General features: G+C 47.9%; 28 protein-coding genes, 1 tRNA gene, 1 pseudogene and 1 riboswitch. Of the genes and pseudogenes, 11 read left to right on the top strand and 19 right to left on the bottom strand.

What is annotated here, in order from left to right; translation table 11 throughout:
* Positions 1-3: 3 nt before the first annotated feature.
* From BLS14_RS17875 to BLS14_RS17830, 10 genes are all read right to left on the bottom strand, one after another.
* Positions 4-873: a type II secretion system F family protein gene (locus BLS14_RS17875; protein ID WP_063564415.1), complete on the bottom strand. Its 870-nt coding sequence runs from the start codon at positions 871-873 to the stop codon at positions 4-6.
* A 12-nt stretch (positions 874-885) separates the two neighbouring features.
* Positions 886-1,653: a type II secretion system F family protein gene (locus tag BLS14_RS17870; protein ID WP_063564416.1), complete on the bottom strand. Its 768-nt coding sequence runs from the start codon at positions 1,651-1,653 to the stop codon at positions 886-888.
* A gap of 19 nt (positions 1,654-1,672) precedes the next feature.
* Positions 1,673-2,977: a TadA family conjugal transfer-associated ATPase gene (locus tag BLS14_RS17865; RefSeq protein WP_090953192.1), complete on the bottom strand. Its 1,305-nt coding sequence runs from the start codon at positions 2,975-2,977 to the stop codon at positions 1,673-1,675.
* A complete protein-coding gene (locus BLS14_RS17860) occupies positions 2,974-4,197 on the bottom strand; it encodes a nucleotide-binding protein (RefSeq protein WP_090953190.1) in 1,224 nt (407 codons plus the stop codon). The genes BLS14_RS17865 and BLS14_RS17860 overlap by 4 nt, the downstream gene beginning before the upstream one ends.
* A gap of 159 nt (positions 4,198-4,356) precedes the next feature.
* The gene (locus tag BLS14_RS17855; RefSeq protein WP_063564418.1) at positions 4,357-4,740 is read right to left on the bottom strand and encodes a VOC family protein; all 384 of its coding nucleotides are present in this window, start codon (positions 4,738-4,740) and stop codon (positions 4,357-4,359) included.
* Between the two features lie 266 nt (positions 4,741-5,006).
* Entirely contained in the window at positions 5,007-5,870 is an 864-nt protein-coding gene (locus tag BLS14_RS17850) for a DUF6612 family protein (protein WP_079695286.1), read from the bottom strand.
* A gap of 99 nt (positions 5,871-5,969) precedes the next feature.
* Positions 5,970-6,392 (bottom strand): thiol-disulfide oxidoreductase DCC family protein, encoded by a 423-nt coding sequence (locus BLS14_RS17845; protein WP_063564420.1) that lies wholly within the window; start codon positions 6,390-6,392, stop codon positions 5,970-5,972.
* Positions 6,393-6,535: 143 nt separating this feature from the next.
* Entirely contained in the window at positions 6,536-6,814 is a 279-nt protein-coding gene (locus BLS14_RS17840; protein WP_024629327.1) for a hypothetical protein, read from the bottom strand.
* 98 nt (positions 6,815-6,912) lie between these two features.
* On the bottom strand, positions 6,913-7,158 hold the full coding sequence (locus tag BLS14_RS17835) for a zinc ribbon domain-containing protein (protein ID WP_024629326.1): 246 nt from the start codon (positions 7,156-7,158) through the stop codon (positions 6,913-6,915).
* 205 nt (positions 7,159-7,363) lie between these two features.
* Complete coding sequence (locus BLS14_RS17830) at positions 7,364-7,783, bottom strand: organic hydroperoxide resistance protein (protein WP_063564421.1); 420 nt, start codon at positions 7,781-7,783, stop codon at positions 7,364-7,366.
* A gap of 446 nt (positions 7,784-8,229) precedes the next feature.
* Here BLS14_RS17830 and BLS14_RS17825 point away from each other — a divergent pair, with 446 nt between their 5' ends.
* Positions 8,230-9,525, top strand: a complete 1,296-nt coding sequence (locus tag BLS14_RS17825; RefSeq protein WP_090953393.1) for an Nramp family divalent metal transporter — start codon at positions 8,230-8,232, stop codon at positions 9,523-9,525.
* 140 nt (positions 9,526-9,665) lie between these two features.
* On the opposite strand, the gene BLS14_RS17820 is transcribed toward BLS14_RS17825, so the two are convergent.
* Positions 9,666-10,358 carry an HAD family hydrolase gene (locus BLS14_RS17820; RefSeq protein ID WP_176854590.1) on the bottom strand — a complete coding sequence of 231 codons (693 nt, stop codon included), beginning with the start codon at positions 10,356-10,358 and terminating at the stop codon, positions 9,666-9,668.
* A 165-nt stretch (positions 10,359-10,523) separates the two neighbouring features.
* Positions 10,524-10,919, bottom strand: a complete 396-nt coding sequence (locus BLS14_RS17815; RefSeq protein ID WP_024629322.1) for an HAD family hydrolase — start codon at positions 10,917-10,919, stop codon at positions 10,524-10,526.
* Between the two features lie 120 nt (positions 10,920-11,039).
* A riboswitch (cyclic di-AMP (ydaO/yuaA leader) is annotated at positions 11,040-11,215 on the bottom strand.
* A gap of 367 nt (positions 11,216-11,582) precedes the next feature.
* Here BLS14_RS17815 and BLS14_RS17810 point away from each other — a divergent pair.
* Complete coding sequence (locus BLS14_RS17810) at positions 11,583-12,059, top strand: glutathione peroxidase (protein WP_024629320.1); 477 nt, start codon at positions 11,583-11,585, stop codon at positions 12,057-12,059.
* Here BLS14_RS17810 and BLS14_RS33585 read toward each other — a convergent pair.
* Positions 12,038-12,103: pseudogene (locus tag BLS14_RS33585) on the bottom strand (hypothetical protein); the annotation flags it as partial. The gene BLS14_RS17810 and the pseudogene BLS14_RS33585 overlap by 22 nt on opposite strands.
* A gap of 106 nt (positions 12,104-12,209) precedes the next feature.
* Positions 12,210-12,292 (bottom strand) — tRNA-Leu (locus BLS14_RS17800).
* A 420-nt stretch (positions 12,293-12,712) separates the two neighbouring features.
* On the opposite strand from BLS14_RS17800, the gene BLS14_RS17795 reads away from it, so the two are divergent.
* The 3 genes from BLS14_RS17795 (at position 12,713) to BLS14_RS17785 (ending at position 14,576) form a co-directional block, all read left to right on the top strand.
* Positions 12,713-13,414 carry an urease accessory protein UreF gene (locus BLS14_RS17795; protein ID WP_072734289.1) on the top strand — a complete coding sequence of 234 codons (702 nt, stop codon included), beginning with the start codon at positions 12,713-12,715 and terminating at the stop codon, positions 13,412-13,414.
* Between the two features lie 277 nt (positions 13,415-13,691).
* Positions 13,692-13,895, top strand: a complete 204-nt coding sequence (locus tag BLS14_RS17790) for a hypothetical protein (RefSeq protein ID WP_063564423.1) — start codon at positions 13,692-13,694, stop codon at positions 13,893-13,895.
* Between the two features lie 27 nt (positions 13,896-13,922).
* Positions 13,923-14,576, top strand: coding sequence for a nitrogen regulation protein NR(II) (locus BLS14_RS17785; protein ID WP_063564424.1), 654 nt, complete (start codon positions 13,923-13,925; stop codon positions 14,574-14,576).
* Between the two features lie 25 nt (positions 14,577-14,601).
* Here BLS14_RS17785 and urtE read toward each other — a convergent pair whose 3' ends face one another.
* The 5 genes from urtE to urtA all read right to left on the bottom strand — a co-directional run bounded on the left by urtE (position 14,602) and on the right by urtA (position 19,465).
* Entirely contained in the window at positions 14,602-15,297 is a 696-nt protein-coding gene (gene urtE, locus BLS14_RS17780) for an urea ABC transporter ATP-binding subunit UrtE (protein WP_090953185.1), read from the bottom strand.
* Positions 15,275-16,084: an urea ABC transporter ATP-binding protein UrtD gene (gene urtD, locus BLS14_RS17775; protein WP_090953183.1), complete on the bottom strand. Its 810-nt coding sequence runs from the start codon at positions 16,082-16,084 to the stop codon at positions 15,275-15,277. The genes urtE and urtD overlap by 23 nt, the downstream gene beginning before the upstream one ends.
* Positions 16,047-17,141, bottom strand: a complete 1,095-nt coding sequence (gene urtC, locus BLS14_RS17770) for an urea ABC transporter permease subunit UrtC (RefSeq protein ID WP_063564427.1) — start codon at positions 17,139-17,141, stop codon at positions 16,047-16,049. Before urtC ends, urtD begins: the two co-directional genes overlap by 38 nt.
* 18 nt (positions 17,142-17,159) lie before the next feature.
* Entirely contained in the window at positions 17,160-18,065 is a 906-nt protein-coding gene (urtB, locus tag BLS14_RS17765) for an urea ABC transporter permease subunit UrtB (protein WP_072734293.1), read from the bottom strand.
* Between the two features lie 149 nt (positions 18,066-18,214).
* The gene (urtA, locus tag BLS14_RS17760) at positions 18,215-19,465 is read right to left on the bottom strand and encodes an urea ABC transporter substrate-binding protein (protein WP_064640007.1); all 1,251 of its coding nucleotides are present in this window, start codon (positions 19,463-19,465) and stop codon (positions 18,215-18,217) included.
* Between the two features lie 260 nt (positions 19,466-19,725).
* On the opposite strand from urtA, the gene BLS14_RS17755 reads away from it, so the two are divergent.
* Genes BLS14_RS17755 through BLS14_RS17730 form a run of 6 tightly spaced genes read left to right on the top strand, consistent with a single transcriptional unit; the run spans position 19,726 to position 24,498 of the window.
* Positions 19,726-20,028: an urease subunit gamma gene (locus BLS14_RS17755; RefSeq protein ID WP_063564430.1), complete on the top strand. Its 303-nt coding sequence runs from the start codon at positions 19,726-19,728 to the stop codon at positions 20,026-20,028.
* 18 nt (positions 20,029-20,046) lie between these two features.
* Complete coding sequence (locus tag BLS14_RS17750; protein ID WP_063564431.1) at positions 20,047-20,436, top strand: urease subunit beta; 390 nt, start codon at positions 20,047-20,049, stop codon at positions 20,434-20,436.
* On the top strand, positions 20,433-22,151 hold the full coding sequence (ureC, locus tag BLS14_RS17745) for an urease subunit alpha (RefSeq protein ID WP_090953181.1): 1,719 nt from the start codon (positions 20,433-20,435) through the stop codon (positions 22,149-22,151). Before BLS14_RS17750 ends, ureC begins: the two co-directional genes overlap by 4 nt.
* 15 nt (positions 22,152-22,166) lie before the next feature.
* Positions 22,167-22,865, top strand: a complete 699-nt coding sequence (locus tag BLS14_RS17740; RefSeq protein WP_063564433.1) for an urease accessory protein UreF — start codon at positions 22,167-22,169, stop codon at positions 22,863-22,865.
* Between the two features lie 33 nt (positions 22,866-22,898).
* A complete protein-coding gene (ureG, locus tag BLS14_RS17735; protein ID WP_053781689.1) occupies positions 22,899-23,621 on the top strand; it encodes an urease accessory protein UreG in 723 nt (240 codons plus the stop codon).
* Positions 23,593-24,498 (top strand): urease accessory protein UreD, encoded by a 906-nt coding sequence (locus tag BLS14_RS17730; RefSeq protein WP_161490572.1) that lies wholly within the window; start codon positions 23,593-23,595, stop codon positions 24,496-24,498. The genes ureG and BLS14_RS17730 overlap by 29 nt, the downstream gene beginning before the upstream one ends.
* Positions 24,499-24,614: the final 116 nt, after the last annotated feature.

The raw sequence follows: 24,614 nt of genomic DNA, 5'->3' as shown, positions 1-24,614 counted from the left end.
CTCCTACATATTCATCATCATAAAAGCCGGTGCCCCGATCATCACCACAATCGAAAAAAAGATCAGTACCATCGGAAACACCAGTTTGGAAGAAGCCTGTTCTCCCTTAGCCCGACTAACAGCCTTGCGTTTCTCCCACAACACATGGGACAGATCACGCAGCGCCAGTACAAAGTCACCTCCCCCTCGCCGGAAATTCAGCAGCACTGTTGTTGTAAAAATCGTCACTTCCTGTACACCACAGCGACGACTGAACTGTTCAAAGGATTGTTGAAACGAGTAACCGTTGTTCCAATCCCCGACCGTCTTTCGCAGCTCATTATAGAGAGGATGATTCCGTTCTCCCTGACTGGCTACACAGTGAACAATTGCACGCTGCACCGTTTCTCCCGCACCAACTAGCAGAACAATTCGGTTCAATAACTCTGGCAGCTCCATGAGTATGTCCTGATCTCTTCGCTGTACTTTGGTGTTAAGATCTTTGTAGAGCGCAAAGGGCAGTGCAGCACCGAGTGCCAATCCACCTACCATACCCCCAAGCCCCATGTCCCCAACGAGCGCCAGAAGGCAGCCTACGAGCAACATCAGCCACGAATAAGTCAGCATCTCAGCACAGTAGAGCATCGTTTTCTCTCCACTATGCTGTATGCCATACATTTTCTGAATGGCATGCTGCATACGGAACATGAGCACAGGCAATCTGCGGCCCACCTCGAACTTGTCCAGTAAAAACAAAAAGGGGCCATGCAGCTTCTTCAGACGTATTCCTTCCATATCCAGTTTGCGCAAATGTCGGTAGGTCTGCCCTCGCGTTCGATCAAGCACCAGCCACCCTGCTCCGAGCACCCCTCCGAAAATAACGGGAAGCAGCATCGTGTCAGCTCCTTATACTTTGATATCCATAATGCGTGTAATCCACAAATAACAGCAGGCAAGTAACGCCAATGCCCCGCTGGAGATCATATATCCCATCCCGCTGTATAACGGCTCCATAAAATCCTTGGCCGTAAAGTTTAGAAAAATCAGAAAAATAAATGGAGCGGCAAACATCACTTTAGATTCAAACTTCTTCTGTGCCACCGCTACCATGATGTCCTGCTGAATATCCAGCTTCTCACCAATTACCGCCGAGGTTCGCCTTACCACTTCGACCAGATCTCCACCCGTTCGCTTACATGTGATGAACACATCGGCAAAGTTTGTGATATCCTCAATTTTGGCCCGATCCGAGAAGTTTTGCAGCGCCTCTTCAATGGGCTGACCATATTCCATCCGCGTCCTCAGAATGGTGAATTCACGAATGAGATCTGTATCCGCCTCAGGATTGAGCATGCGCAGATCCTCCACTGATTCCTTAAAACCGTTCTCTACTGATTTTCCCGCAGCCAGCGCAGAGGACAACGCATATAATGCCTGCTTAAAATGTAAACTGAGAGTCATTCTTCTTCGTTCCAGCAGTACTTTTGTCCAGTGTTTTGGTACCCATATACACCCCGCAGCCAATATCAGTCCGGCCAACCACTGATGATAGAACAGAATACCGACACCAAAGAACAACAAACCACTAATCAGCATGCAGACAATCCGCTGTCTTCGAGATAGCGTATATACGGTGTAGTCCGTTAACGCTTGTCTGGCCTCACCCAACTTCATCACCTACCAATAAAATCGACTATTTCACGTTGTTATCCGATCCATTCAACTCATCACTATTGCGTTCTATGTACTCGTTCAACCATTCCGCTAGCCCAGCCATCTGAATTTTATCCACTTGTCTCAGTGTTCCAACTTGCACGAGTCCGCCAATAATCTTGCCTTCTTTTTCTTCGATTTCCTGGAAACGAAACAGTGGATTGAGCAGTACTTCTCCGTCCTGCATGCCAATCACTTCGCTAATCTCGGTCACCCGACGTGAACGATCACGCAGCCGGGATAAATGTACAAAGATATCAATGGCCGAGCTGATCTGCTGCCGGACAACCGCAATGGGAAGATCCGCTCCGCTGAGCACCATGGTCTCCAATCTGCTGATCATATCGGAGATCGTATTGGCGTGACCCGTTGACAACGAGCCATCATGTCCAGTGTTCATGGCCTGCAACATATCCAGTGCTTCTGCCCCCCGCACCTCACCAATGACAATTCGATTTGGACGCATCCGCAAGGATGACTTGATCAGATCACGAATAGATATTTGCCCCTTGCCTTCGGTATTGGCATTACGCGTCTCCATCGATACCAGATTGGGTACCGTAACAATCTGCAATTCAGCAGAGTCCTCAATCGTGATGATCCGTTCATCCGCCGGGATAAACTGAGATAATGCATTTAGGAAAGTAGTTTTCCCCGACCCGGTTCCGCCGCCGATAAAAATATTGTATTTGCTGCGTACCAACTGCTGCAGCAATTCTGCCGCTTTCTCATGCAGGGCACCTTTACCAATCAGATCGGACATCTTCATCGGTTCACTTGGGAATTTCCGAATCGTCATAGTCGGACCCTTCAATGCAATAGGAGGCAACACGATATTGACCCGAGAGCCGTCTTTCAACCGCGCATCCACGATTGGAGAAGACTCATTCACAATCCGGTTCACCCCGGATACAATCATCTGGATAATGTCTTCCAGTCGTTCCCTGGACTCGAACTCCAGCGTGATCTGTCTGACTTCACCTTCCTGCTCAACGAAAATCTCCCGGTGGCTGTTAATCATAATCTCCGTAATTTCGGGATGATCCACCAAGGGTTGCAGAATATCCAGCCCTCGAAAGGAGTCGAATAACCGTTGTACCAGCGTATGACGCTCCCCGGAGGTCAGATCATCCAGTTTCGGGTCAGAGAGCACTTTACGCTCAATTCCCTGCCACAGTTCTTCGTCTCCCGCAGACGACGTTAAATCGAGGCCAGCCCTAACCTCGCGACGCATGATCTGAAACTGCTCTTCACGGTCCAGTATCATCTTGGATGAATCCGTCATAGTGACCAACCATCACCCTTCTGGATTCGTCCTGTCTGCTTCAGTTCTTCTTCCCCATCCTGTAGGATCAGGGCGCATAGCCTCTTCACTTCGCGTTGAAAGATCGGTGAGCTGAGCATCACTTCCTCCTGGCTTAGCTGCTTCCAGGAAGGGATATACGGCAGTACAGCATCCAGATGCAGATCAGGTCTTGGCAAGGCATTGATGACGCTGCCCCGATACTTGTTGACAATGAAGCGGGCACGATCCAGTACACTTTCATGCAGATCCGGCCACGTACGCTCCATATGCTGCATCCATTGACCCCAGCGGTGCATGGAAGAGATGTCATCCTCAACCAGCCACACGAACACACCTGCAGCATCGAAAATCCCCTCACTGCGTCCATCCCAACCTGAGTCCCCATCGAGAATGAGCACATCATATTGCCCACAGTCCCCCAAATAACGGATCAGACTCTTCGTATCTTCACGGGACATTTGCAGCAATTCCTTCCGATTCGATAACGGCCAGAATACATCCGACTTTAGCGCTTCGTGACGAAGCACGTATCCATCCACCCCTTTGGAGGAAGACTGCACTTGTCCCTGTTTGCCTGATTCTTTCCTGCCCACCTTCAAATCGTATAGCAGACGTGAAAGCCCTGTTTCTGCATCAGTTATACGCTGCCCACTTCTAGACATACCCTTCTCCAGAAATGGCATTGAGCTATCCAGCGTCTCCAGATTGAGATACAGAACAGCATATCCTGCAAGCCCCAGTTGCTTCGCCATATGCATCGCCACCGCCGTTTTGCCACTCCCGCCGGAGGCTGATACAACTCCAATAGAAAGCGTCTCCTGTCCTGGACGATGGGCCTTCTTCCGACGCGGCTGCCGACAAGCATTAAGAACAGCGTCCATCAGCGTAGGCAATGGTTGATATTTCATCAGCCGTTTATCCTCATCCACCTCATCTAATCCTTCACTAAGCATCAACCATGGAATACCCGAGGTTTCGCCACCGTGACTTAGCCAGTTGTTCAGAAATTCCGGTTCCGCAATCACCAGATCCGGCAGTTCCCTGCCTTCCTGTTCGTTCATGTGATCCCTGAACGCTTCCCATTGTGAAAAGGCGGTAAACCGTATACTGGAGCCGGACGGGCTGCCTTGTACAAAATCAAGCCAGGCGCTGATATACTCTCTGTCTTTAGAAGCCAGCACTGCCTTAAGAACAATCACTTCTTCTCCCCTCCCTGAAAAAAAGCACAAAAAAGCACCGTCCAATAACCGCAAAAATATGCAGTGTATGGACGGTGCTTCCGTCACGTGCTATGAATGTATGGATAATATAGCATACAATTTCTGGAGGAGCAAGGGATTTATTCAAACGCAAATCATTCAAGAATGATAAGGGGCATCGAACTCAATAATATTGCGGTCAGGATCAAGTACAAAAATCTGTGCAAACCCGGCAACACTATCTGGTCTTGCCTCATATTCAATTCCCTGCTGTTCCAGCCAGGCCAAAGTCTCTCTGTAGCTCTTCACCCAGATCGCAAAATGTCCATCTGTTGTATCGATGCCAGCCTCACGAAGCGTATGTCCCTGCGGATGCTGTAATAGATGAAGCTGCTGACTACCAAGGGCATACCAAGTGCCTGTGGAGTTGAAAGGCGGACGTTCAATCTCCTGCATACGGAGCAAACCGGAATAGAATTTCTTCGCAACTTCCAAATCACGTACAGCCAAACTCACATGGTGTATATGTGCATATTCAATCATTTCTTTTGACCTCCTGCCTGAAATAGCCTTCCTTCAACTTCCCATCAACTCTAAATTTAATCGCTTACACGACTATACTATAACACCTTGGACTCTGACCACAACGCATACAAAAAAAGAAAAACACCCCTGATTGAATTCAGCGAACCTGTCGGTTCACACAAATTCATATCAGAAGTGCCTTCTCCAGAAGATCCACATCATAAGCAACTTTACCAGGTTAACTTCTCATCAGAGAGAATCACACCCGCTTAGCCTTGCGCTTATTATTTAGCACTATCCAATGCTTCTTGCGGGATTTTAATCTCTTTCACGCCATTATGGTTAGAGAACGTGCTGGTCATCTTCATGTCCATCGAGATTTTCTGTCCTTCCTGCTCCATATTCATAACCATGTTGACATCCGTACTTGCAGGCAGGTAGGTTTCTTTGTTGATCATATATTTCATTTTCATGCTGGTAATATTCATTTGATCAAGCATCGCTTGAGTTTGGGCATCTGATCCGTTTTGTTCCATGACCGCTTTGGCCAGCTCCTTCACGTTATCACCAGATACGTCAGCGTTAATGACATAGTTGTCGCCTTCTTCCGTAATCTTGGTGTCTTCGGCAATCTTTTTGAATTGCTCCAGTTCACCTTCCGGATTCATGCTTGCCTTCATCTGCTCAATCAGTGGTTTCGTTTGTTCGTCAGGAATTTTGACCCATTGGTTTCCCACCTGCGAATAAATGTTATCCGAAGTGATGTACTGCTTCACATTCTGTGCTTCCTGTCCGGACATTTCCATCTTCATCTCCTGATAGATCATCATCGGATCTTTGATGATATCCATCTTCAGCGATGTTTTCACCTGTTGATCCTGGGACTGCTCACCAGCCACCAGTTTCAAATTTTGATCGATATTGGCTTCCGTAGTGAAGCTTTTCATATCTTTAGTAGCTGCATTCGTTTTCTCAATTAACTCGTCCAATGTAGGGATCTTTGTCTCCTGCTCCGCAGTTGTATTCCCCTCGTTAGACGTTTCGTTTCCAGCTGGCGGCGTTGCTGTACTGTTATCTGCATCGCTACTGCAAGCTGTCATGCTTACTGCTAATAATGCCCCAATAATTAATGTAGTCCACTTCTTCAAGTTATTTGCCTCCCAAAATAGAGTTGATCCGTACTCATTACCCAATTATTTCCGTTATTAATCAATCGTCACCGATAAAATATGTCACACTTCAGCCTTTCAAAGGAATCGATCCTTAATTTCAGGTGTAGGCAGCATGCACGCTTCATCTTTACCGAACCAGCGATATCGGTTGCGAGCTACAGTGTTATATATGGCATTTCGAATAAATTTCGGTACAATAATCAACACGTACAATAATGGATAAGGGAATTTCAAACCTTTGGCCAGACGCAGCGCTGCGGTTGAACGTGTATAATATTTTCCATCCTCAATGAGTACAAAAGTATCCATGCTGTCCGTGGACAGATTGCCCTTCTCCAGCAATTTTTTCGCTACATCCGATTGGAGTGATGCAAAATGATATTTCCCCTCAGGGTCACGCTTGATAATCCACTTCGTTAATCCTTGGCAGAAATGACAGACTCCGTCCACAAGCACAATCGGGTGTCCCTGATGCTGATCCGTTTGATTTACTGTCATAATCGTGGCCTCCTCATGTGTGCTATTAGCATAACTTACCCGTTTTGAGTCATCTCGGTCGCTTTTTCACATTTTATTTAAGTAAAACGGAAAATAGAAAAAGAGCGCAGGCTCTATGCCCACGCTCGTATCTGTTTTGGCAATTACTCGGCAATTGCCTTTTCCATCCATTGGTCGTCGATCATCTGTTGGTGCAGGTCACCAGCCCACTGGTCCATGCATTTGCAAATGAAATCTTTGCGACATACCGGACAAGGTGTTTTCTGTAGACGGCTGATATTGGTCAGCTTCCATTCCGGGGAATGGGAGTAGAATACACGGCATTGTGTACCGTCTACCAATTTCATTTTAAATTCATACAATCCGTCTTCCTTGTTGCCACTAGCTAATTCTAAATTTGCAATACGCGGTCTATAAGACATGGATATCACCTGTTAATTCAAATTTGGTTCATGCATTGACACTTCTTAGTACTAAATCATATTAAAGAAATTTTAGTTCGATGTCAACTCACGCACATTTACCCACCAAATAGAATATCAAGAATGGTACCCACCTGACCCTGTTTTTTCCCTTTCAACACATCCGGATCGAATACTTCTACATATCCACAGGAAGAACAGGCGACGAAGAGATAATGATTGTGCTGAATATCAAACATTTTGCTAAGTCCTGCTCCTGACATGGATACTTCCTTAATATTGCAATCCGTACCCCTGCATTTGGTACATACAAATCGTCGTTCTATCATCTCTTCAATACTCATTGTCGTTCCCCCTTATTCGAATGTATGACTTCAAGCAAGAGTAGATTATGTAAAATAGTACGCTGTTCAACATGCAATCTCCTGCATCTCATCTGTATTATAAAATACAAAACCCTGCCGAAGGCCAGCAGGGTCTTGTACTCGAACATCAGGTATCCAAAGATACCCTGCTCTATATGTTCCCTTTACTCCTACGAGTCAGGTCTTAAACTACATTAAGTACCACATCAATATTGCCGCGTGTTGCTTTGGAGTAAGGACAGAAATCATGTGCCTTGCGTGCAAGATCCTCTGCTTGACTGTGATCCACGCCAGGCATGCTCACATCCAAACGTACAGACAGTTGGAAACCATCATCTGCCGGATCCTTGCCGATGGATACATTACTTGTGACCACCACATTCTCCAATTTCACGCCTGCTTTGCGTGCCACATTGGCAAGAGCACTTTCATAACATGCACCGTATCCCGCTGCAAAGAGCTGCTCAGGATTGGTTCCTTCACCACCGGAGCCTCCAAGTTCTTTTGGCATTTTCAGATCATGCTTGAGCACGCCATCCGAAGAAGCCACCGAACCTGTACGTCCACCTTTAACTGTCGCTGTTGCTGTATATAAAGCTTCCATTAAGAATCTCTCCTTCACCTTTAAGTTTTTTGTTGCCTACAATTCAATTTAAACTTCTGGCTCATTTTGAAACGTTGTTGCTCCTTATTCAGCTTTTACATCTTTATCTTTTTCATGCATTGGGGATGAACACAGGTAATTTATCCAGGGTTGGGTAATATACTAAGGCACAATTCACTCTCCGGTAATTTTTGTCCTCATACACAAAAGTTGCACTAGACAAAAATAATTGAAGGAGTACAATGTAAGTATCAACATAAACGTTTAGACATATGTGAAGTCGTTTAATTACGCTTTTAAGATTTTGGTTTCAATGTTCCAATTTAATCAAAGGAATGACACCGTTCCTCTTCATATAGAATATCAATACTTCAAAGTCGGGTGATTATATTATGAGTAAAAAAAATCCGTTCAACACTCCTTCAAATGAGCCATTGGCTGCGGGCATGGCCCCATCTCTCGGGGAAGCCCACAGCTCCATGAAGGTGCCTCAGAACGCTGCTTGGTGGAAAAAGTTCCTTGCTTTTGTTGGACCGGGTTACCTCGTTGCCGTTGGATATATGGATCCTGGGAACTGGGCAACGGATATTGCCGGTGGTTCACAATTCGGATACACGTTATTATCCGTTATTCTGATTTCAAACCTGATGGCTGTTGTGTTACAGTCTCTCGCTGGCAAGCTCGGGATTGTCACAGGACGGGATTTGGCACAAGCCTGCCGCGAACGATTCAGCATGCCTGTTGTGATCGTATTATGGATTTTGTGTGAGCTTGCGATTGCAGCCACTGACCTTGCCGAGGTTATTGGTTCAGCCATCGCGCTCAAGCTGCTGTTCAACATCCCCATGTTATACGGCGTCATTATTACCGCTGTCGATGTACTGGTCATTCTTTTGCTGCAAAATAAAGGCTTTCGCGCATTGGAATCCCTCGTAATTGTACTAATGGCTACCATCGCCCTCTGCTTCGGGATTGACCTGTTTCTCGCTAAACCAGATATGGGTGGCGTCATGCATGGTTTCGTACCGAATGTCGAGATTTTGCAAAATCCGGCTATGCTCTACATCGCCATCGGGATTATCGGCGCAACCGTCATGCCCCATAATCTGTATCTGCATTCTTCCATTGTGCAGACCCGTCAGATTGAACAGACACCAAAAGGAAAAAAAGAAGCGATTCTGTATTCCACCATGGATTCAACCATCGCTTTAACGCTAGCTCTGTTCATTAATGCAGCCATCCTGATTGTGTCTGCTGCCGTGTTTCATAGTGCGGGTATGACCCAGGTGGCGGAAATTACAGATGCTTACCATCTGTTGACACCTCTGCTGGGAACCACCATCGCTAGCATCCTGTTCGGTGTAGCCCTGCTGGCTTCAGGCCAAAACTCAACACTCACCGGCACGTTGTCCGGACAGATTGTAATGGAAGGCTTCCTGAACATTCGTATTCCAGCGTGGCTTCGTCGACTGGTTACACGTCTGATCGCTATCATCCCGGCCGTCATCGTAACAGCCATTGCTGGAGAGCACGGAACAGAAGAACTGTTGATTCTTAGCCAGGTTGTGCTGTCTCTGCAGCTACCCTTTGCCGTCATTCCGCTGGTAATGTTTACGAGTGACAAAAAAAGCATGGGGGCTTTTGCCAACAAGCTGTGGCTCAAAATCATCTCCTGGATCATTGCCGGAATTATCGTTGTCCTGAATGTGTATCTGATTATCCAGACCATTCTGTTGTTCTAGGTTAAACGGAATTACGCCGTATTTTGTCTAACTCAAAAAGGCTGATCAACTCAAGTAACGTACCCCTTGAGACGATCAGCCTTTTATATGTTAGAGCAGCAGCCTAATTATACCGAATAGTTCATAAATACTGCTCTTATTTAGTTGTCTGAATTTTGAGTTACCATTAACAAAGGAAGAAGTTCCTCCAGTGATTCAATAGTCCAGTCTGGACGCTCTGCATCCGCAAGCTCCGGCTGGAATCTGCCATAACCCTGCAAAATCCGGATCGTGTGCATACCCAGCTTCTTAGCCGGAATAATATCATTATCAATCCTGTCGCCGATCATGACCGCTTCCTCAGGTTTGCATCCCGCCTGTTTCAACGCTACAGCATACAATTCAGGATCAGGCTTGGACACTCCTTCTTCAGCCGAACAGGCCAGCACATCCACATACTTGCGCAAGCCGTAGCTATCCAGCCGATTTTCCGTCCCCGGACTCTGATTGGCAATGATACCAATCTTATAGTTTTGCGACAACGTCTGGAGAACAGCGTCGGCTGACGCGAAGGGGCGCTCAAGCTCTTTGCGGAACTTCAGCTTCTCCTGTATCTGTTCCCGGTGCCCCTCGTCGCTGATAAGGGTACGAATAGCCAATTTCATCGGCCATTGCTCGTAATTTCGGTAGGAGGCGGCAAATAGTTCTCGCACCGTCTGCATCTCCACCTGATAACCAAGCGCACAAGCTTCACGAACGAACTGACCGATAATATCATCTACCGGCTCCCATTCGTCCACGAGCGTATCCCCCACATCAAAGAACAACCATTGTATTCCACGTACATCCGGCACGCCTATTCCTCCTCGTTAGCCACAGGAAATCCATATCCCTATTTCCCAAACCATAAAAAAGAAGACCCACCAACATGCATGAGTCTCCTCAAGTTTCCGTTTATTTATGATTTCAATTATAACAGGCAGCTGACACTGGATCAATCACAGGAATAGTACTAGCCACTAGCCATTCAGTAGAAACCCAACTTCCCCATTCAAGGAATATACAATACGGTCTGCTCCCATTCCCCGATAGATCCCTTTGGGGTGGCTTTGTTCCGTAATGACACACAGGGACTTGGATGTCCAGGAGCGGCAGATCTGTAAATATCGACAGGTCAGGTTTAGGCTATTTTCAAAAATAAAAACATTGCCGACACTACCTTGCGGCAAAAACCATTTCTGAGCAGCAGCTGTGTTCATGCGAATGACATGCTCCACACCAATCCTCCGGAGCCTGCGCTCTTCCCCTGCACTGTTGGTCAGAACGGCAAACGGCATTTTTTTGTACATCAGCAATTTGATAAATTTACGTCCTGCTTCATTTGGAGCAGTCACTAAGATCATCTCTTTATCCATCATTCGTTCCTCCCTTGGCGTGAAAAGACAACAAAAAAGAAGCGTGGGGGACCAAGGCCTCCCGGACGCTTCTTCAATAATCCATAGCAAAAAGACACTATGAACCAGCGTACGGCTTGTTGCCTCTCCCTTTAACGCTTACGAGGTTAGCTGACGGATTCGGGCGCGAGAGTCGCCCTATTTCCGGCTGTCACCGGAAAATTCACCCCATGGATGCCTACTGTCCTGGACAGTTCATCCTGTTGGTTCCCCCGTTTCCCACCCATGAATGAATGGAAACTCAGCGATTAAAACATCGTTCTTTTATAATCATTAATCAGAGCGATATTATCGTTTGTTTCGTTTTTCATGTAAAATTTAATTTAAATTGGAATTACGATATGAATCATACACCCGTGCCATATTGGTGTAAAGTCTGCGCAGATCACCGAATCGACGGATTTTTGCCATTTCACATCAATAATAGCGCTTACAACGTATCCATTCTCTACCCATCTCATCAAAGCTCTCTAATTCTCTCTTTAGCGAAATTCAGGTAGCAAATCAGTCACAGATCATACACGACAGCTTCAAATTGAGTTAAAAAAGCAATATTAATTTTGCATTATTTAATTGTAATCAATATAATAGAAGAAAGAAGAATATGAAATGGAGGCGATTTTCATGTCAGTCTACGACTACAAAGTAAACACCCTTCGCGGTCAGGAAGTTGAAATGTCCAACTATCGTGACAAAGTACTGCTTATCGTGAATACAGCAAGCCAATGCGGCCTCACACCTCAATTCAAAGGTCTGCAAGAGCTTCAGGATAAGTTTAAAGACTCCCCATTCGAAGTTCTTGGTTTTCCAAGCAACCAGTTTGCACAGGAAAAAGGCTCTTCTGATGATATTGCCGAGTTCTGCCAGATGAACTATGGTGTTAGCTTCCCGATGTTTGAGAAGATCGATGTGAATGGTTCAAGCGCTCACCCTCTTTTCCAGCACCTTACCAAAGAAGCGCCAGGCGTACTCGGCTCCAAAGCCATCAAATGGAACTTCACCAAATTCCTTGTGGATCAGAACGGACGTGTTCTGAAACGGTATGCTCCCAAAACAACACCTGATAAAATTGAAGCGGACATCAAAGAATTGCTTAAATAACAAGTAAAGGCCATCCGACCCCAGCAGACAGAATGAGCATGCATTCAGGGGAAACGGGTGACCTTTTTTTGTCTGGCCCATCTGTACTGTAAATAAAACAAAAAAAAGAAGCTTCCCATACGGGAAGCTTCTTTTTTATCGTTCTTATGATGCGGTCGAGAGGACTCGAACCTCCACGGGTATACACCCACTACCCCCTCAAGATAGCGTGTCTGCCATTCCACCACGACCGCATGTCGTAAATAATCGGCAACAAAATTGATTATACCCGGTTCATGTTTAAAAGTAAAGCATTTTTCTTAATATCATTTTAACTGCGCTTTTCCTTCCATAAATCGTATAATCTCGTCATTTTCTCCTACGAAGTGCATATGATTAAATTTAATCCCGTTTGTATACCCGATTAGGCCGATCACTCTACTTTATTTGTATTACCATCCTTCATATCCCTTAGTATAAAGTAACTCATAAAGTTATATAAAATAACACTAAATAGATTTAATATTCAAAAAACAAAGAAACTATTGACAAAAAGCGGATATTTATGTGAATATATATATCATATAATTCGGATTTACAAACATAAAGCGAACCAAAAAGGAGTATAAATGTTATTTAACATAACATTTAACGAACGTAGGAGGCGAAAGATTGTGAACCGTGGGAATAAGCTGCTCGATTATGTCAAACTGCTTGATTCCTCTATCCAGGTCGGAGGGTTCACCCATTCCTTCGGTATGGATGCCCATATCGCTGAAGGTACCATTCGTAGTGTTGAAGATCTCGAATCATTCATGCGCTGTCAATTGCATCCCAGCATCGTGCGTCTGGAAGGTATGGCGATTAAAGGCATATACACCGCCGCAGATCACAAGGACGCATGGCGTACAGCCCTCATCGACAAACTCGTTCATGTCCAGCGCACCCCAGTCAATCTTAGAGAACATGCCTCCATTATGGGCAAACGACTAATTAAGCTAGCTCGCGCACTACACCCCTGGATTGATTTTAGCCATCTCGAACAAACGCTGGCTAAGTATGAATCTGTTGGCTGTCTCCCCACTGTTCACGCCTGGATTAACCACCACCTCGAAATCCCTGTCGAGGAGGCGGTCCTTGGTTATCTGCATTCAGCCATGAGTGCCTGCATAACCGAAGCCTCCAAAGTGATTCCCCTTAACACCGATACAACCCAGGACCTGCTGGTTCGCCTGGCCGCAGACCTGGAGCATGAATGGGATACCGTCAGCGCCTCCGCTGCGGATGGACCGGTACAACCGACCTCATTGTCCATGAAAACGTTGTTTCCAAGCTTTCACATGCTTGGAGCAGGGCTTCACGCATACAGAGCCTAATTCCCATCCCCTTTTTCTTCACACAACCCACCTCCTCACACAGTAAAATATAAAAAAACACGCCGCAACCTCATTGCTGGCGTGTTTTTTATGTCATTTATTTTGTCTATTTAACGCATTTACGCCATTTAACACATTAAAATACACTTATTTCCGTCTTTTTTAATTGTTAGATGACGCAAATGCGTATATAATAAAACATACAGCTCGCATATCTATATATTTTACACCAAGAATAACCAGCTGAACACTACATTCCAACGAGGGGTGAACCCTTTTGAACAAAAAGAAACCTGTGACTCCTTTCGGATGGGCCATTAAACGACGACTAACCGAACTCCAGGTCGACCAAAAGACATTTTGTGAACAGTATGGCATTCCGCCATATCGTCTGTCCAATCTCATTCACGGTACCCGCAAAGCAACCCGGTTCAGGAACCAGGTCGCAGACATCTTGGAAATTCCAGATGATTTAAGATAAGATTTCTGCCAAGGAGGAGCTCATTTCATGAGATACTTAATATCCGATCTGGAGAGATTATCGTTCCAGTCCATTCAACACCAACTTATCATCGTCGATCACAACTGGATCATTCGAAGCTGCAACACCGCTTGGCAACATGGACTTGGGCAACTGCTTCCCAAACAGAGCGTAACAAGCCCCTCCAGAACAGCACCTGAACCGCCTCATTACCTTCATCTTGTAGAGGGGTGGACATTACGCGAGGAGAAAGCAAAAAATGCGAAGATTGTTCAGGAGTTGAAAAGTATCACTGCACCTTTTAAAGACAGTTATACATACGATATCTCCGTTCAAACTGCTCACAGCGAACAGCGATGGTTCCGTATGGAACTCACCCCATTGATTCAGGCCGACCCATCCCTGCTGTCTGATCTTGCACTGATTGCACACACGGATGTTACCGAACAGAAACAGACAGAACGCCAATTGAAGAAGGCTCTGTCTGAAGTGCGCACTTTGCGTGGACTGCTTCCCATCTGCGCTGTCTGCAAACAGATTAAGGATGAACAGGACAGCTGGAACTCTGTTGAAAGTTATTTGGAGAAGCACACCCATGCCGAATTCACTCATGATATCTGCCCGGATTGCATCCGAAGACTATATCCGAAGTACTCCAACATTCTGGACAAACGCTCCTGAACTCATCCTACGCCATGAACCTTAGCTAGACAGACAGATGGTGCTCAAACTGCGACATATCCAGCTCTCGCGGTGCTCCTTGCAGTGCAATTGCCCCTTTGTCCATTACATAGATATAATCTGCAGCACCGCGTACAAAATCAATGCTTTGCTCCACCAGCAAGATGGAGATCTCACCCTTTTCCTTAATTTGCAAAATGACCTGCCGGATGTCCTCTACGATGGAAGGCTGAATACCTTCTGTCGGTTCATCCAGAAGCAATAATCCCGGCCGGGCAGCCAGTGCGCGGGCAAATGCCAACTGCTGTTGCTGCCCACCACTTAGATCACCACCCTGCCGTCCATACATCGTGGCAAGCACCGGAAACATCGCAAGTACATCCTCCGGGAACATCTTTACACCCGCTGCACTTGTCTCCAGACCCAGCAGCAGATTTTCTTTTACCGTAAGCTGCGGGAATATTTCCCGCCCCTGCGGCACATATCCAATCCCCGACCTGGCCCGTTTGGCCGGATCGTGGGTGGATAATTCCTGACCTTTCCACTGAATACTTCCCTTGCGCGTTTTAAGAAGCCCCATCAACGTCTTCATCAAGGTGGTTTTCCCCACACCATTACGTCCCATCAGGCATACTACCTGACCTGGCTCGACATCCAGATTCACACCGCGCAGCACATTGCTTTCCCCATAGCCGGACTCAATTCGTTGCAGCGACAGCATGGTCATCCCTCCTTTTGCCCAGGTAGACTTCAGCCACTCTCGGATCTTCCTGCACTTCCGCCATCGTACCTTCCTTAAGAAGTTTGCCTTCATGCATCACCGTCACTTTGGCTGCATACTCGCGGACGAATTCCATATCATGCTCCACTACCACAACAGACCTTTCTCGCGCAATCTCCTGCAGTAGGCGACCCGTCTTGTGTGTTTCTTCGTCCGTCATCCCCGCTGCCGGTTCATCCAGCAGCAATACACGGGGTTCCTGCAGCAGCAGCATGCCAATCTCAAGCCACTGCTTTTCCCCATGTGATAGAGCACCTGCACGTGCGTCCACACGGTCCTGCAGACCAATCTGGAGCGTAATCTGCTCCATTGCCGGACTTATTTTTGAATACCGTTGAATACCCAGAGCCTGTAAAGGAGAACGACGAGTCTCCGCAGCCAGCGTTAGGTTCTCCTGCACGGTCAGACCAGCAAAGATCGATGGAGCCTGGAACTTGCGCCCTACCCCTTTTCGAACAATCTGGTGCTCCTTCAGACGTGTCAGATCCGTACCATCCGCCATCTTCACTGTACCGGACAAGGGCTTGGTTTTGCCGCAAATCACATCCAGCATCGTTGTTTTCCCCGCACCATTGGGGCCGATCAGAAAATGCAGATCATGTTCATGCAGCTTCAGATTCATACCTTTGACCGCAACAAAACCGCCAAATGCCACCGTAATTTCCTCGGCGACTAGAACTACCGGAACGTCAGTAGACTTTTGGTTTTTCCTGATTGACTGGAACATGCACAACCTCTCCTCTCCGTTTCAGCAAGCGCACCACATGACGATATACACCAACAAGTCCATTCGGCATGAACAAGACCACTGTTACAAAGAGCCCACCAATGACAAACAACCAACCTTCCGGATAAGCTTCACTGATGCCCGTTTTGGCTGCGTTCAGTACCACAGCTCCGATTACCGCACCAATCAGCGTCCCACGCCCGCCCAAGGCAACCCATAATACCATTTCAATTGATGGCACGATCCCCATCATGGAAGGTGAGATGATCCCTACCTGGAGCACAAATAACATACCTGCGACTCCCGCCAACGCTCCGGAAAGGGCGAAAGCCAGCGTCTTGAACCCTGCCGGGTCATAGCCAAGAAAGCGAACCCGATTCTCCCCATCCCGCGCAGCTTCAAGCACCTGACCAAACCTGCTGTTCACAACCCGGCGACAAAGCAGGTAGGCGAGCACCAGAACGGCAAGCGTTATATAGTAGAGAGCAATCGTTGTCCCTGCCGAATGAAGGGTAAAACCAAAGATCGCGTTATATCCCGTTATACCATTGGTCCCTCCCGTCCATTCCTGTTTGCCCACAAATAACGTTACGGTAATGAGGACTAACGCTTGGGTCAGGATTGTAAAATACACACCGGTGATCCGGTTACGGAACGTGAACCACCCCAGGGCAAAGGCCAGCAATGCCGGAAGGGCAATGCCCAGCAATAGCGCCACTGGGAATGACCTGAACGGCTCCCAGAACCACGGCAGACCACTAAGACCACTCCATCCCATAAAGTCTGGAAGTGTTGTACCGCTGGCTTGCAGCTTCAGATACATCGCCATGGCGTACCCACCAAGTCCGAAGAATACACCATGGCCCAGACTAAGCACCCCTCCATATCCCCAGATCAAATCCAGACCGATCGCCAGAATGGCCAGTGCCAGGAATTTCGCCAATAGACTAAGCCGGAATTCCGTGGAAATGAGTGGAGCCAGACACATCATGATCAGGACAACCGCCCAGATGATCTTCATTTTCAGACTACCCGTCTTGAGAAGTGCCGACATCATATAACCCCCTTCTTCGCATTAATCCAGACTCCGAGTCCGTATGGCAACGAGCCCACGCGGCTTCCATTGCAGAAAAGCTACTATACAGACAAATACCAGCACCTTACCGATAGAGGCTGAGGTATACGTTTCAAATAACGTATTGAACATGCCAATTCCAAGCGCACCACACACGGTTCCCACCAGTTTCCCCACACCGCCCAGTACAACCACCATGAACGCATCTACGATATAATACGTCCCCAGCGAAGGGCCAATCGGGCCAATGAGTGTCAATGCACATCCAGCGATGCCGGCAATGCCCGAACCAATCGCAAAGGTCATGCCATCCACCCGTCTGGTGGAAATCCCGAGACAGCCCGCCATGCTTCGATTTTGCATCACGGCCCTCATCCGTCTCCCGGAAGAAGTCCGATAGATGTACAGATACATGCACAGCAGTACAACAGAAACCAGCGCGATAATGAAAAGACGTTTATACGGAAACACAATACCGTCCGCTATGGTCAGACCTCCGTTGAGCCAAGCCGGACTGGATACCCCTACATTTGGCGCCCCAAATATCGTTCGGGCCAATTGTTGCAGCATCATGCCTACGCCCCATGTAGCAAGCAGACTATCGAGCGGCCTCCCATACAGATGCCTGATCAGCACCACTTCCAGCAACCAGCCTATAAGAGCCGCCACACCAAAGGCGATAGGCAGAGCCACAATAAAGTAGACATCGAACCACGCTTGCGGAGCATACGAAATGAACAGGTTTTGCGTCACATATGTAGCGTAAGCACCGATCATGATCAATTCACCATGAGCCATGTTAATGACATTCATCAATCCAAATGTAACCGCGAGTCCCAATGCAATCAGCAGCAAGATGGAGCTGATGCTTAACCCATTGAACATTTGCAGGACAAACATATCCATCGCCTTTCCCTCCTCATGCTGTGAACATCTGAAATTTTATACAAGACATCAATTTTCGTTTCGCATCAACGCTTTACCGTGATGTTGTAAGAGGGTGTGTTGTCTCACCCTCGTCTTTTATTCAGCAGTTCTGACGTGAGATGCCCATGCTATTTGGTACTAAGGGAAGCGCCCCAATCGTACGTTTTCAGATACGGATCAGGTTTGACGGGTGCTCCGGAGTTCCACAATTCCTTGAACTGTCCATCTTCCTGCACTTCACCAATCCGCACCGTTTTGTAGATATGCTGGTTCTCTCCATCCACCGTCACTTTTCCTTCCGGCGCATCGAATTCCAGACCTTTGGCTGCCTCCTTCACTTTTTCGACATCAGTTGATCCGGCTTTTTCCACGGCTGCTTTCCACAGATAAACGGCCACATATCCCGCTTCAATCGGATCGGCCGTCACCCGGTCAGCTCCATATTTTTCTTTATATTTCTCTACAAACGTTTTATTTTCAGGTGTATCTGTCGTTTGATAATAGTTCCACGAAGCCAAATGCCCTTTCAGCACATCCGCACCAATCCCCCGAATTTCTTCCTCCGCCACACTCACTGACAGAGTTGTCAACTGTTCCGAAGAGATCCCGGCATCCTTTAATTGTTTGAAAAAGGCGACATTGCTGTCTCCATTCAGCGTGTTGTATACAATATCCGGCTTGGCAGCCTTGATTTTGCTGATAATCGTACTGTAATCCGTATGTCCCAGCGGTGTATATTCTTCCCCTACAACTTCGCCACCCTCAGCTGCCAGCTGGGCTTTGATGACCTGATTGGCCGTTTTTGGGAAAACATAATCGGAACCAAGCAGATAAAACTTCTTGCCCCTGTTCTCCAGCAACCAGGTTACGGATGGAACGATCTGCTGATTCGTTGTGGCTCCTGTATAAAAAATGTTGGGGGACGATTCCAATCCTTCATATTGCACCGGGTAAAACAAGAGACCCTTGTTCTGCTCAAACACTGGCAGCATCGCTTTCCTACTCGCAGAGGTCCATCCGCCGAATACAGCGGCTACTTTATCCTGCTGCAGCAACTTTCCTGCTTTCTCAGCAAATGTAGGCCAATCGGAAGCTCCGTCCTCAACCACTGGCTCGATCTGTTTACCCAGAACTCCGCCCGCTGCATTGATCTCCTCAATGGCAAGCATCTCCGCATCCTTAACCGACACTTCACTGATTGCCATCGTTCCACTTAGGGAGTGAAGAACACCTACCTTAATCGGTTCTCCGGACGAAGTTGATTCTCCCGCCCCACCAGAGCCCGATGCTTCCGGCGGCGTTCCACCCTCCACACATCCTGTCAACGCAATGACTGCACCGAGCAAAACACTCCATAACTTGACCGTCCTCTTCTTCAATAGCCTACACTCCCTTTTTTTAGTCTATTGACGAACATTAAGGTCATATATGTCCGAAATGTTCGTTGATCCAAATTATGGAGGGTCACACTCACCGTGTCAATAATGCTTACATAATTTTATTTTATGCATACTCATTTCATGCATGCTGCTAATATAATTGGAACCATATTGACAAAGGGTCCACCCTGTGTGAGTATATTTAACATATAACATGATCCATGACGACATAGACTATCTAAGGGAAAGGTCGGATTACCTTGCACTGGACTGAGCAGGAAAAAGAAAAACTCCTGATTACCGTGGCTGCTAACCTCGCCCGCGAACGCAGAGGACGTGGACTTAAACTGAATGTTCCTGAAGCTATCGCATTGTTGACCTCCGAACTCATGGAACGTGCACGCGATGGGATGAGTGTTGCAGAGTTGATGAGATACGGCGGCACGATCCTGACACGCGAAGACTGCATGGAAGGTGTATCCGATATGATTCCTGAGGTACAGGTGGAAGCCACTTTTCCTGACGGAACAAAACTGGTCACTGTCCACGAACCTATACGCTGAGAAAGGCAGGAGAACTCCATGATCCCAGGTGAATATCGCTTAAAACAGGATGATGAGATCGTCTGTCATCCCGATCGCTTAACCGTGCGTCTGATTGTACTGAACCGCGGCGACCGTCCCGTTCAGGTCGGTTCTCACGTTCACTTCTATGAAGTCAATGCTGCGCTGGACTTTGATCGCCTTTCCGCTTTTGGGCACCGTCTGCATATTCCGGCAGGCACCGCTGTTCGTTTTGAACCTGGTGAAGAAAAACCGGTCGAACTCACCACATTCGGTGGCAAACGTCAGATTTATGGATTTAACGGATTAACCGAAGGATCGGCAGATCAGCCACCTGATCCACAGAAACTGGAAACATTTCTGAAGACATTTGCACCCCCTATGCAGGACGGAGGGGACCCTTTATGAAACGAATGAGCCGCGAACAATACGCGTCCATGTTCGGGCCTACAACCGGGGATGCCGTCAGATTGGCGGATACGGAACTATGGGCGGAGATTGAGCATGATTACGCTGTCTATGGGGATGAAAGCAAATTCGGTGGCGGTAAGGTTATTCGTGACGGGATGGGTCAGTCCACATCTGCCCTTCGCAGTGATGGCACACCTGATACCGTCATTACCAACGCCGTCATCATCGATCATTGGGGGATTGTCAAAGCGGACATCGGTATTCGCGATGGCCTCATCTGCGCAATCGGCAAATCCGGCAACCCGGATACGATGGATGGAGTCGATCCCGCGCTGGTTATTGGCGCATCGACCGAAATCATTGCCGGAGAAGGCATGATTGTGACCGCTGGAGGCATTGATACCCATATTCATTTTATTTGTCCACAACAGATTCAAACGGCATTATCTTCAGGAGTAACAACCATGATCGGCGGCGGTACAGGACCTGCAACTGGCACCAAAGCCACCACCTGTACACCCGGAGCCTGGCACATTCACCGGATGCTGGAGTCCGCAGAGGCATTTCCCATGAATATCGGTTATCTAGGTAAAGGCAATAGTTCCAGCACCGCTCCATTAATTGAACAGATTGAAGCCGGTGTCATTGGACTGAAGCTGCATGAAGATTGGGGCACAACGCCAAGCGCTATCGATGCCTGTCTGACCGCAGCCGGAGAACATGATGTTCAAGTAGCCATTCATACCGATACGCTGAACGAGACCGGATTTCTCGAAAATACACTGGCGGCCATTAACGGACGCACAATCCACACCTACCATACAGAAGGTGCTGGCGGCGGACACGCGCCGGATATTATTCGCGCTGCCGGAGAGTCTTACGTCATCCCCTCTTCGACCAACCCAACACGTCCTTACACACGCAATACCGTAGAAGAACATCTTGATATGCTGATGGTTTGTCACCATCTGGACCCGTCTATCCCTGAAGACGTTGCTTTTGCTGATTCACGTATTCGTCCCGAAACGATCGCGGCCGAAGACATTTTGCATGATCTTGGTGTATTCAGCATCATCAGTTCCGATTCGCAAGCGATGGGCCGGGTTGGCGAAGTCATTATTCGCACCTGGCAAACTGCCGACAAGATGAAAAAGCAGCGAGGCAAACTTGAACTGACCTCAGGCTCCCCGTCCGATAATGATCGGATCAAAAGGTATGTCGCCAAATATACGATCAATCCAGCTATCGCTCACGGCATAGGCCATCTCGTCGGTTCCGTGGAGGTTGGCAAGTTGGCAGACCTGATCGTCTGGAACCCGGCCTATTTCGGGGTAAAGCCCGAGATGGTTATCAAGGGCGGTATGATCACTTTCGCCCAGATGGGTGACCCCAACGCATCGATCCCTACGCCGCAGCCCGTATTCGGCAGAAGGATGTTCGGTGCTTACGGCGGTGCACTTGCCAAAGGGTCGATCACTTTTGTCTCCCAAGCCGCAGCAGATGCAGGAATCAAGGAGATGCTAAGCTTGAACAAGCGTGTGGAACCCGTCAAAGGCTGCCGATCAGTGAGCAAAAAGGATATGATTCACAACGACGTGACACCCATCATTGAAGTCGATCCCGAAACCTATGAGGTACGGGCTGATGGCGAGCTTCTCACCTGTGAGCCCGCAGACGAATTACCGATGGCACAACGCTATTTCATGTTTTGACAAAGGGGGAAACGCATGATGATGCACAGCGGCACGAAATTACTCCGTTATGTTCAACTGCTGGATTCGGCCTTGCCCATTGGCGGGTTCTCCCACTCGTTCGGTCTGGAGGCATACACTCATGACGGTAGAATACGGACCACCGCCCAGCTTGAACAATTCATTCGCGGCCAGCTTCATTCCAGCCTCGTACGGCTCGATGGTCTTGCCATCAAGGGTGTCTACCAAGCCATTGAGCAACAGGATGCCGCCCTTCTAGCCCTTTACGACAAACGTGTACACGCCCAGCGAACCCCCAGGGAACTACGGGAAAGTGGGCACAAGATGGGTAAGCGATTACTCAAACTCGCGAGATCACTATATCCGTGGATGGACTTTTCTCTAATCGATGAAGCCGTACAGGAACACGGTGCATTTTGCGGCATTACAACCATTCACGGCTACATCAATTATCAGCTGGAAATTGGACTGGACGAAGCCGTCACCGGACATCTGTACACCTCAGTTAATGCTTATGTAAATAGCGCTCTGCGTCTTCTGCCCATCGGGCAAACCGAAGCACAGATGCTTATCCAAAAACTTTTGAATGATATTGATTCTGAATGGTCTCAAATCCGGGATAACGACCCGGAAGACATGCACAGCTTCGGTATTGCCCAGGAAATCTACGCTATGCGGCACGAGAGCCTGCCAGCCCGTCTGTTTATGTCCTAACTACAATAATTCAAAACCAAGGAGGAATTTGTTATGTGTGGAGGAGCTAATCATACGCATCATGCGGAGTGGGAACGTAAGGTATTTGATCGGAGTCGCCCGATGCGAATCGGAATCGGTGGGCCGGTAGGTTCAGGAAAAACGGCCCTAGTAGAGAAGCTGTCCAAGGCACTGCGTACACGCTACAGCCTGGCCGTTATTACCAATGATATTTACACAAAGGAAGATGCCGAGATTTTGCTGCGTCAGAATGCGCTCGCGCCGGAACGTATTATCGGTGTAGAAACAGGAGGATGCCCACATACAGCTATTCGCGAGGATGCTTCAATGAATTTTGAAGCCGTTGATGAGTTGATTGAACGCTTCCCGGACTTGCAACTGATCTTTATCGAAAGCGGCGGCGACAATCTCTCTGCTGCATTCAGCCCTGAACTGGCGGACGTATTCATTTACATTATTGATGTGGCTCAAGGGGAAAAACTGCCTCGCAAAGGCGGTCCAGGTATTACACGTTCTGACCTGCTACTGATTAATAAGACCGACCTCGCCCCTTATGTTGGCGCAAGTCTGCAAGTGATGAAGGATGATACTGAACGGGTACGCGAAGGACGGCCTTATGTGATGTCGAACCTGATGAGTGGTGAAGGGGTATCCGAAATCGTCCATTGGCTTGAACATCAATATATGGATGACGATGCTTCCGCTGCGCATCTGCATACCCACACTCATGAGCACGGAACGACTCACAGCCACTAATCCTTCTTCCTCTTCACATGGAGTTGAACATGGACCGAACCGCAGTACCGGAGAGGCCGTGATACGCCGCAGCGAGCTTCGGGCCACTTTCGCCCTCCAAGGCGGGCGCACCGTCATGACCGATCGGTATTATAGCGCCCCTCTGCGGTTCAGTCGATCCTTTCGACCTCCGGGTGGCGGAGATGAATTATGTGTATACACCTCAGACGTCTCTCCAGGCGTGCTGAACGGTGATCATTATCGATCCGAATGGCAATTGGGCCAGAACACTCACTTAATGCTAAGCAGTACATCAGCCACGAGGCTTCATCCAACACCTACTGTTCCGTCATCTGTGAACCATCACTTTCGACTGGAGCAAGGAGCGGTGCTGGAGTACTTCCCTGAATGCGTTATCCCGTTTAAAGGCAGCTCATCATCACTCACCACGACCTTTGAGCTGGGTGAACAAGCAATACTTGCGTATGCTGATATCTGGTCCGCTGGACGGATTCATCGGGGAGAAGTCTTTCAGTTCAAGCGATATCGCAGTCTGACAGAAATCTGGCAAGGGAAGCAATTGGCCGTATGGGATCGCTTCGGGCTCGAACCAGAGTCGGACGATCCAAAATCATCCGCAGCGTTGTTAAACTACACCCATACTGCAGCTTTATGGATGATTGCCCCCGGATTGGGCGCAGCACAGTTGGAGTCCGTACGGTCCATTCTTCCCCCAGATGGTCGCATGCTTGCCGGGGCTAGTTTGCTCGCTACAGGCGGGATTGGTGTTCGTTTGCTCGGAATGGCTGCTTGGGAACTTCAGGAGCAATGCCTTCAGATCTGGAACACCCTTCGCTCCGATCTTTTGGGTAAACCTAGCCTCACATTCCGCAAGTGAAGGCTACACGTCTATCAGACTAACAACTTTCGGAATCGCATGTTCATGTTGCAACGAGTTTCAAAGAAAAAAACCTCTGGACCACTCTCCGACGGGTTTCGGATGTGTTCAGAGGT

Source organism: Paenibacillus sp. OK060, from assembly GCF_900101205.1.
Taxonomy (GTDB): Bacteria; Bacillota; Bacilli; order Paenibacillales; family Paenibacillaceae; genus Paenibacillus; species Paenibacillus marchantiae.
The sequence above is the reverse complement of the archived record's forward strand: the minus strand, read 5'-3'. Positions and strand labels throughout refer to the sequence as shown.

What these genes read in the sequence shown, in the direction of transcription:
- BLS14_RS17840 (WP_024629327.1), bottom strand. Translation starts at nt 6,814, where the DNA reads ATGTCTTATAGACCGCGTATTGCAAATTTAGAATTAGCTAGTGGCAAC.
- BLS14_RS17875 (WP_063564415.1), bottom strand. Translation starts at nt 873, where the DNA reads ATGCTGCTTCCCGTTATTTTCGGAGGGGTGCTCGGAGCAGGGTGGCTG.
- BLS14_RS17810 (WP_024629320.1), top strand. Translation starts at nt 11,583, where the DNA reads ATGTCAGTCTACGACTACAAAGTAAACACCCTTCGCGGTCAGGAAGTT.
- BLS14_RS17740 (WP_063564433.1), top strand. Translation starts at nt 22,167, where the DNA reads ATGATGATGCACAGCGGCACGAAATTACTCCGTTATGTTCAACTGCTG.
- ureC (WP_090953181.1), top strand. Translation starts at nt 20,433, where the DNA reads ATGAAACGAATGAGCCGCGAACAATACGCGTCCATGTTCGGGCCTACA.
- BLS14_RS17815 (WP_024629322.1), bottom strand. Translation starts at nt 10,919, where the DNA reads ATGGATAAAGAGATGATCTTAGTGACTGCTCCAAATGAAGCAGGACGT.
- ureG (WP_053781689.1), top strand. Translation starts at nt 22,899, where the DNA reads ATGTGTGGAGGAGCTAATCATACGCATCATGCGGAGTGGGAACGTAAG.
- urtD (WP_090953183.1), bottom strand. Translation starts at nt 16,084, where the DNA reads ATGTTCCAGTCAATCAGGAAAAACCAAAAGTCTACTGACGTTCCGGTA.
- BLS14_RS17730 (WP_161490572.1), top strand. Translation starts at nt 23,593, where the DNA reads ATGAGCACGGAACGACTCACAGCCACTAATCCTTCTTCCTCTTCACAT.
- BLS14_RS17870 (WP_063564416.1), bottom strand. Translation starts at nt 1,653, where the DNA reads ATGAAGTTGGGTGAGGCCAGACAAGCGTTAACGGACTACACCGTATAT.
- urtE (WP_090953185.1), bottom strand. Translation starts at nt 15,297, where the DNA reads ATGCTGTCGCTGCAACGAATTGAGTCCGGCTATGGGGAAAGCAATGTG.
- BLS14_RS17785 (WP_063564424.1), top strand. Translation starts at nt 13,923, where the DNA reads ATGAGATACTTAATATCCGATCTGGAGAGATTATCGTTCCAGTCCATT.
- BLS14_RS17835 (WP_024629326.1), bottom strand. Translation starts at nt 7,158, where the DNA reads ATGAGTATTGAAGAGATGATAGAACGACGATTTGTATGTACCAAATGC.
- BLS14_RS17750 (WP_063564431.1), top strand. Translation starts at nt 20,047, where the DNA reads ATGATCCCAGGTGAATATCGCTTAAAACAGGATGATGAGATCGTCTGT.
- BLS14_RS17865 (WP_090953192.1), bottom strand. Translation starts at nt 2,977, where the DNA reads ATGACGGATTCATCCAAGATGATACTGGACCGTGAAGAGCAGTTTCAG.
- BLS14_RS17855 (WP_063564418.1), bottom strand. Translation starts at nt 4,740, where the DNA reads ATGATTGAATATGCACATATACACCATGTGAGTTTGGCTGTACGTGAT.
- BLS14_RS17845 (WP_063564420.1), bottom strand. Translation starts at nt 6,392, where the DNA reads ATGACAGTAAATCAAACGGATCAGCATCAGGGACACCCGATTGTGCTT.
- urtB (WP_072734293.1), bottom strand. Translation starts at nt 18,065, where the DNA reads ATGGATATGTTTGTCCTGCAAATGTTCAATGGGTTAAGCATCAGCTCC.
- urtC (WP_063564427.1), bottom strand. Translation starts at nt 17,141, where the DNA reads ATGATGTCGGCACTTCTCAAGACGGGTAGTCTGAAAATGAAGATCATC.
- BLS14_RS17830 (WP_063564421.1), bottom strand. Translation starts at nt 7,783, where the DNA reads ATGGAAGCTTTATATACAGCAACAGCGACAGTTAAAGGTGGACGTACA.
- BLS14_RS17825 (WP_090953393.1), top strand. Translation starts at nt 8,230, where the DNA reads ATGGCCCCATCTCTCGGGGAAGCCCACAGCTCCATGAAGGTGCCTCAG.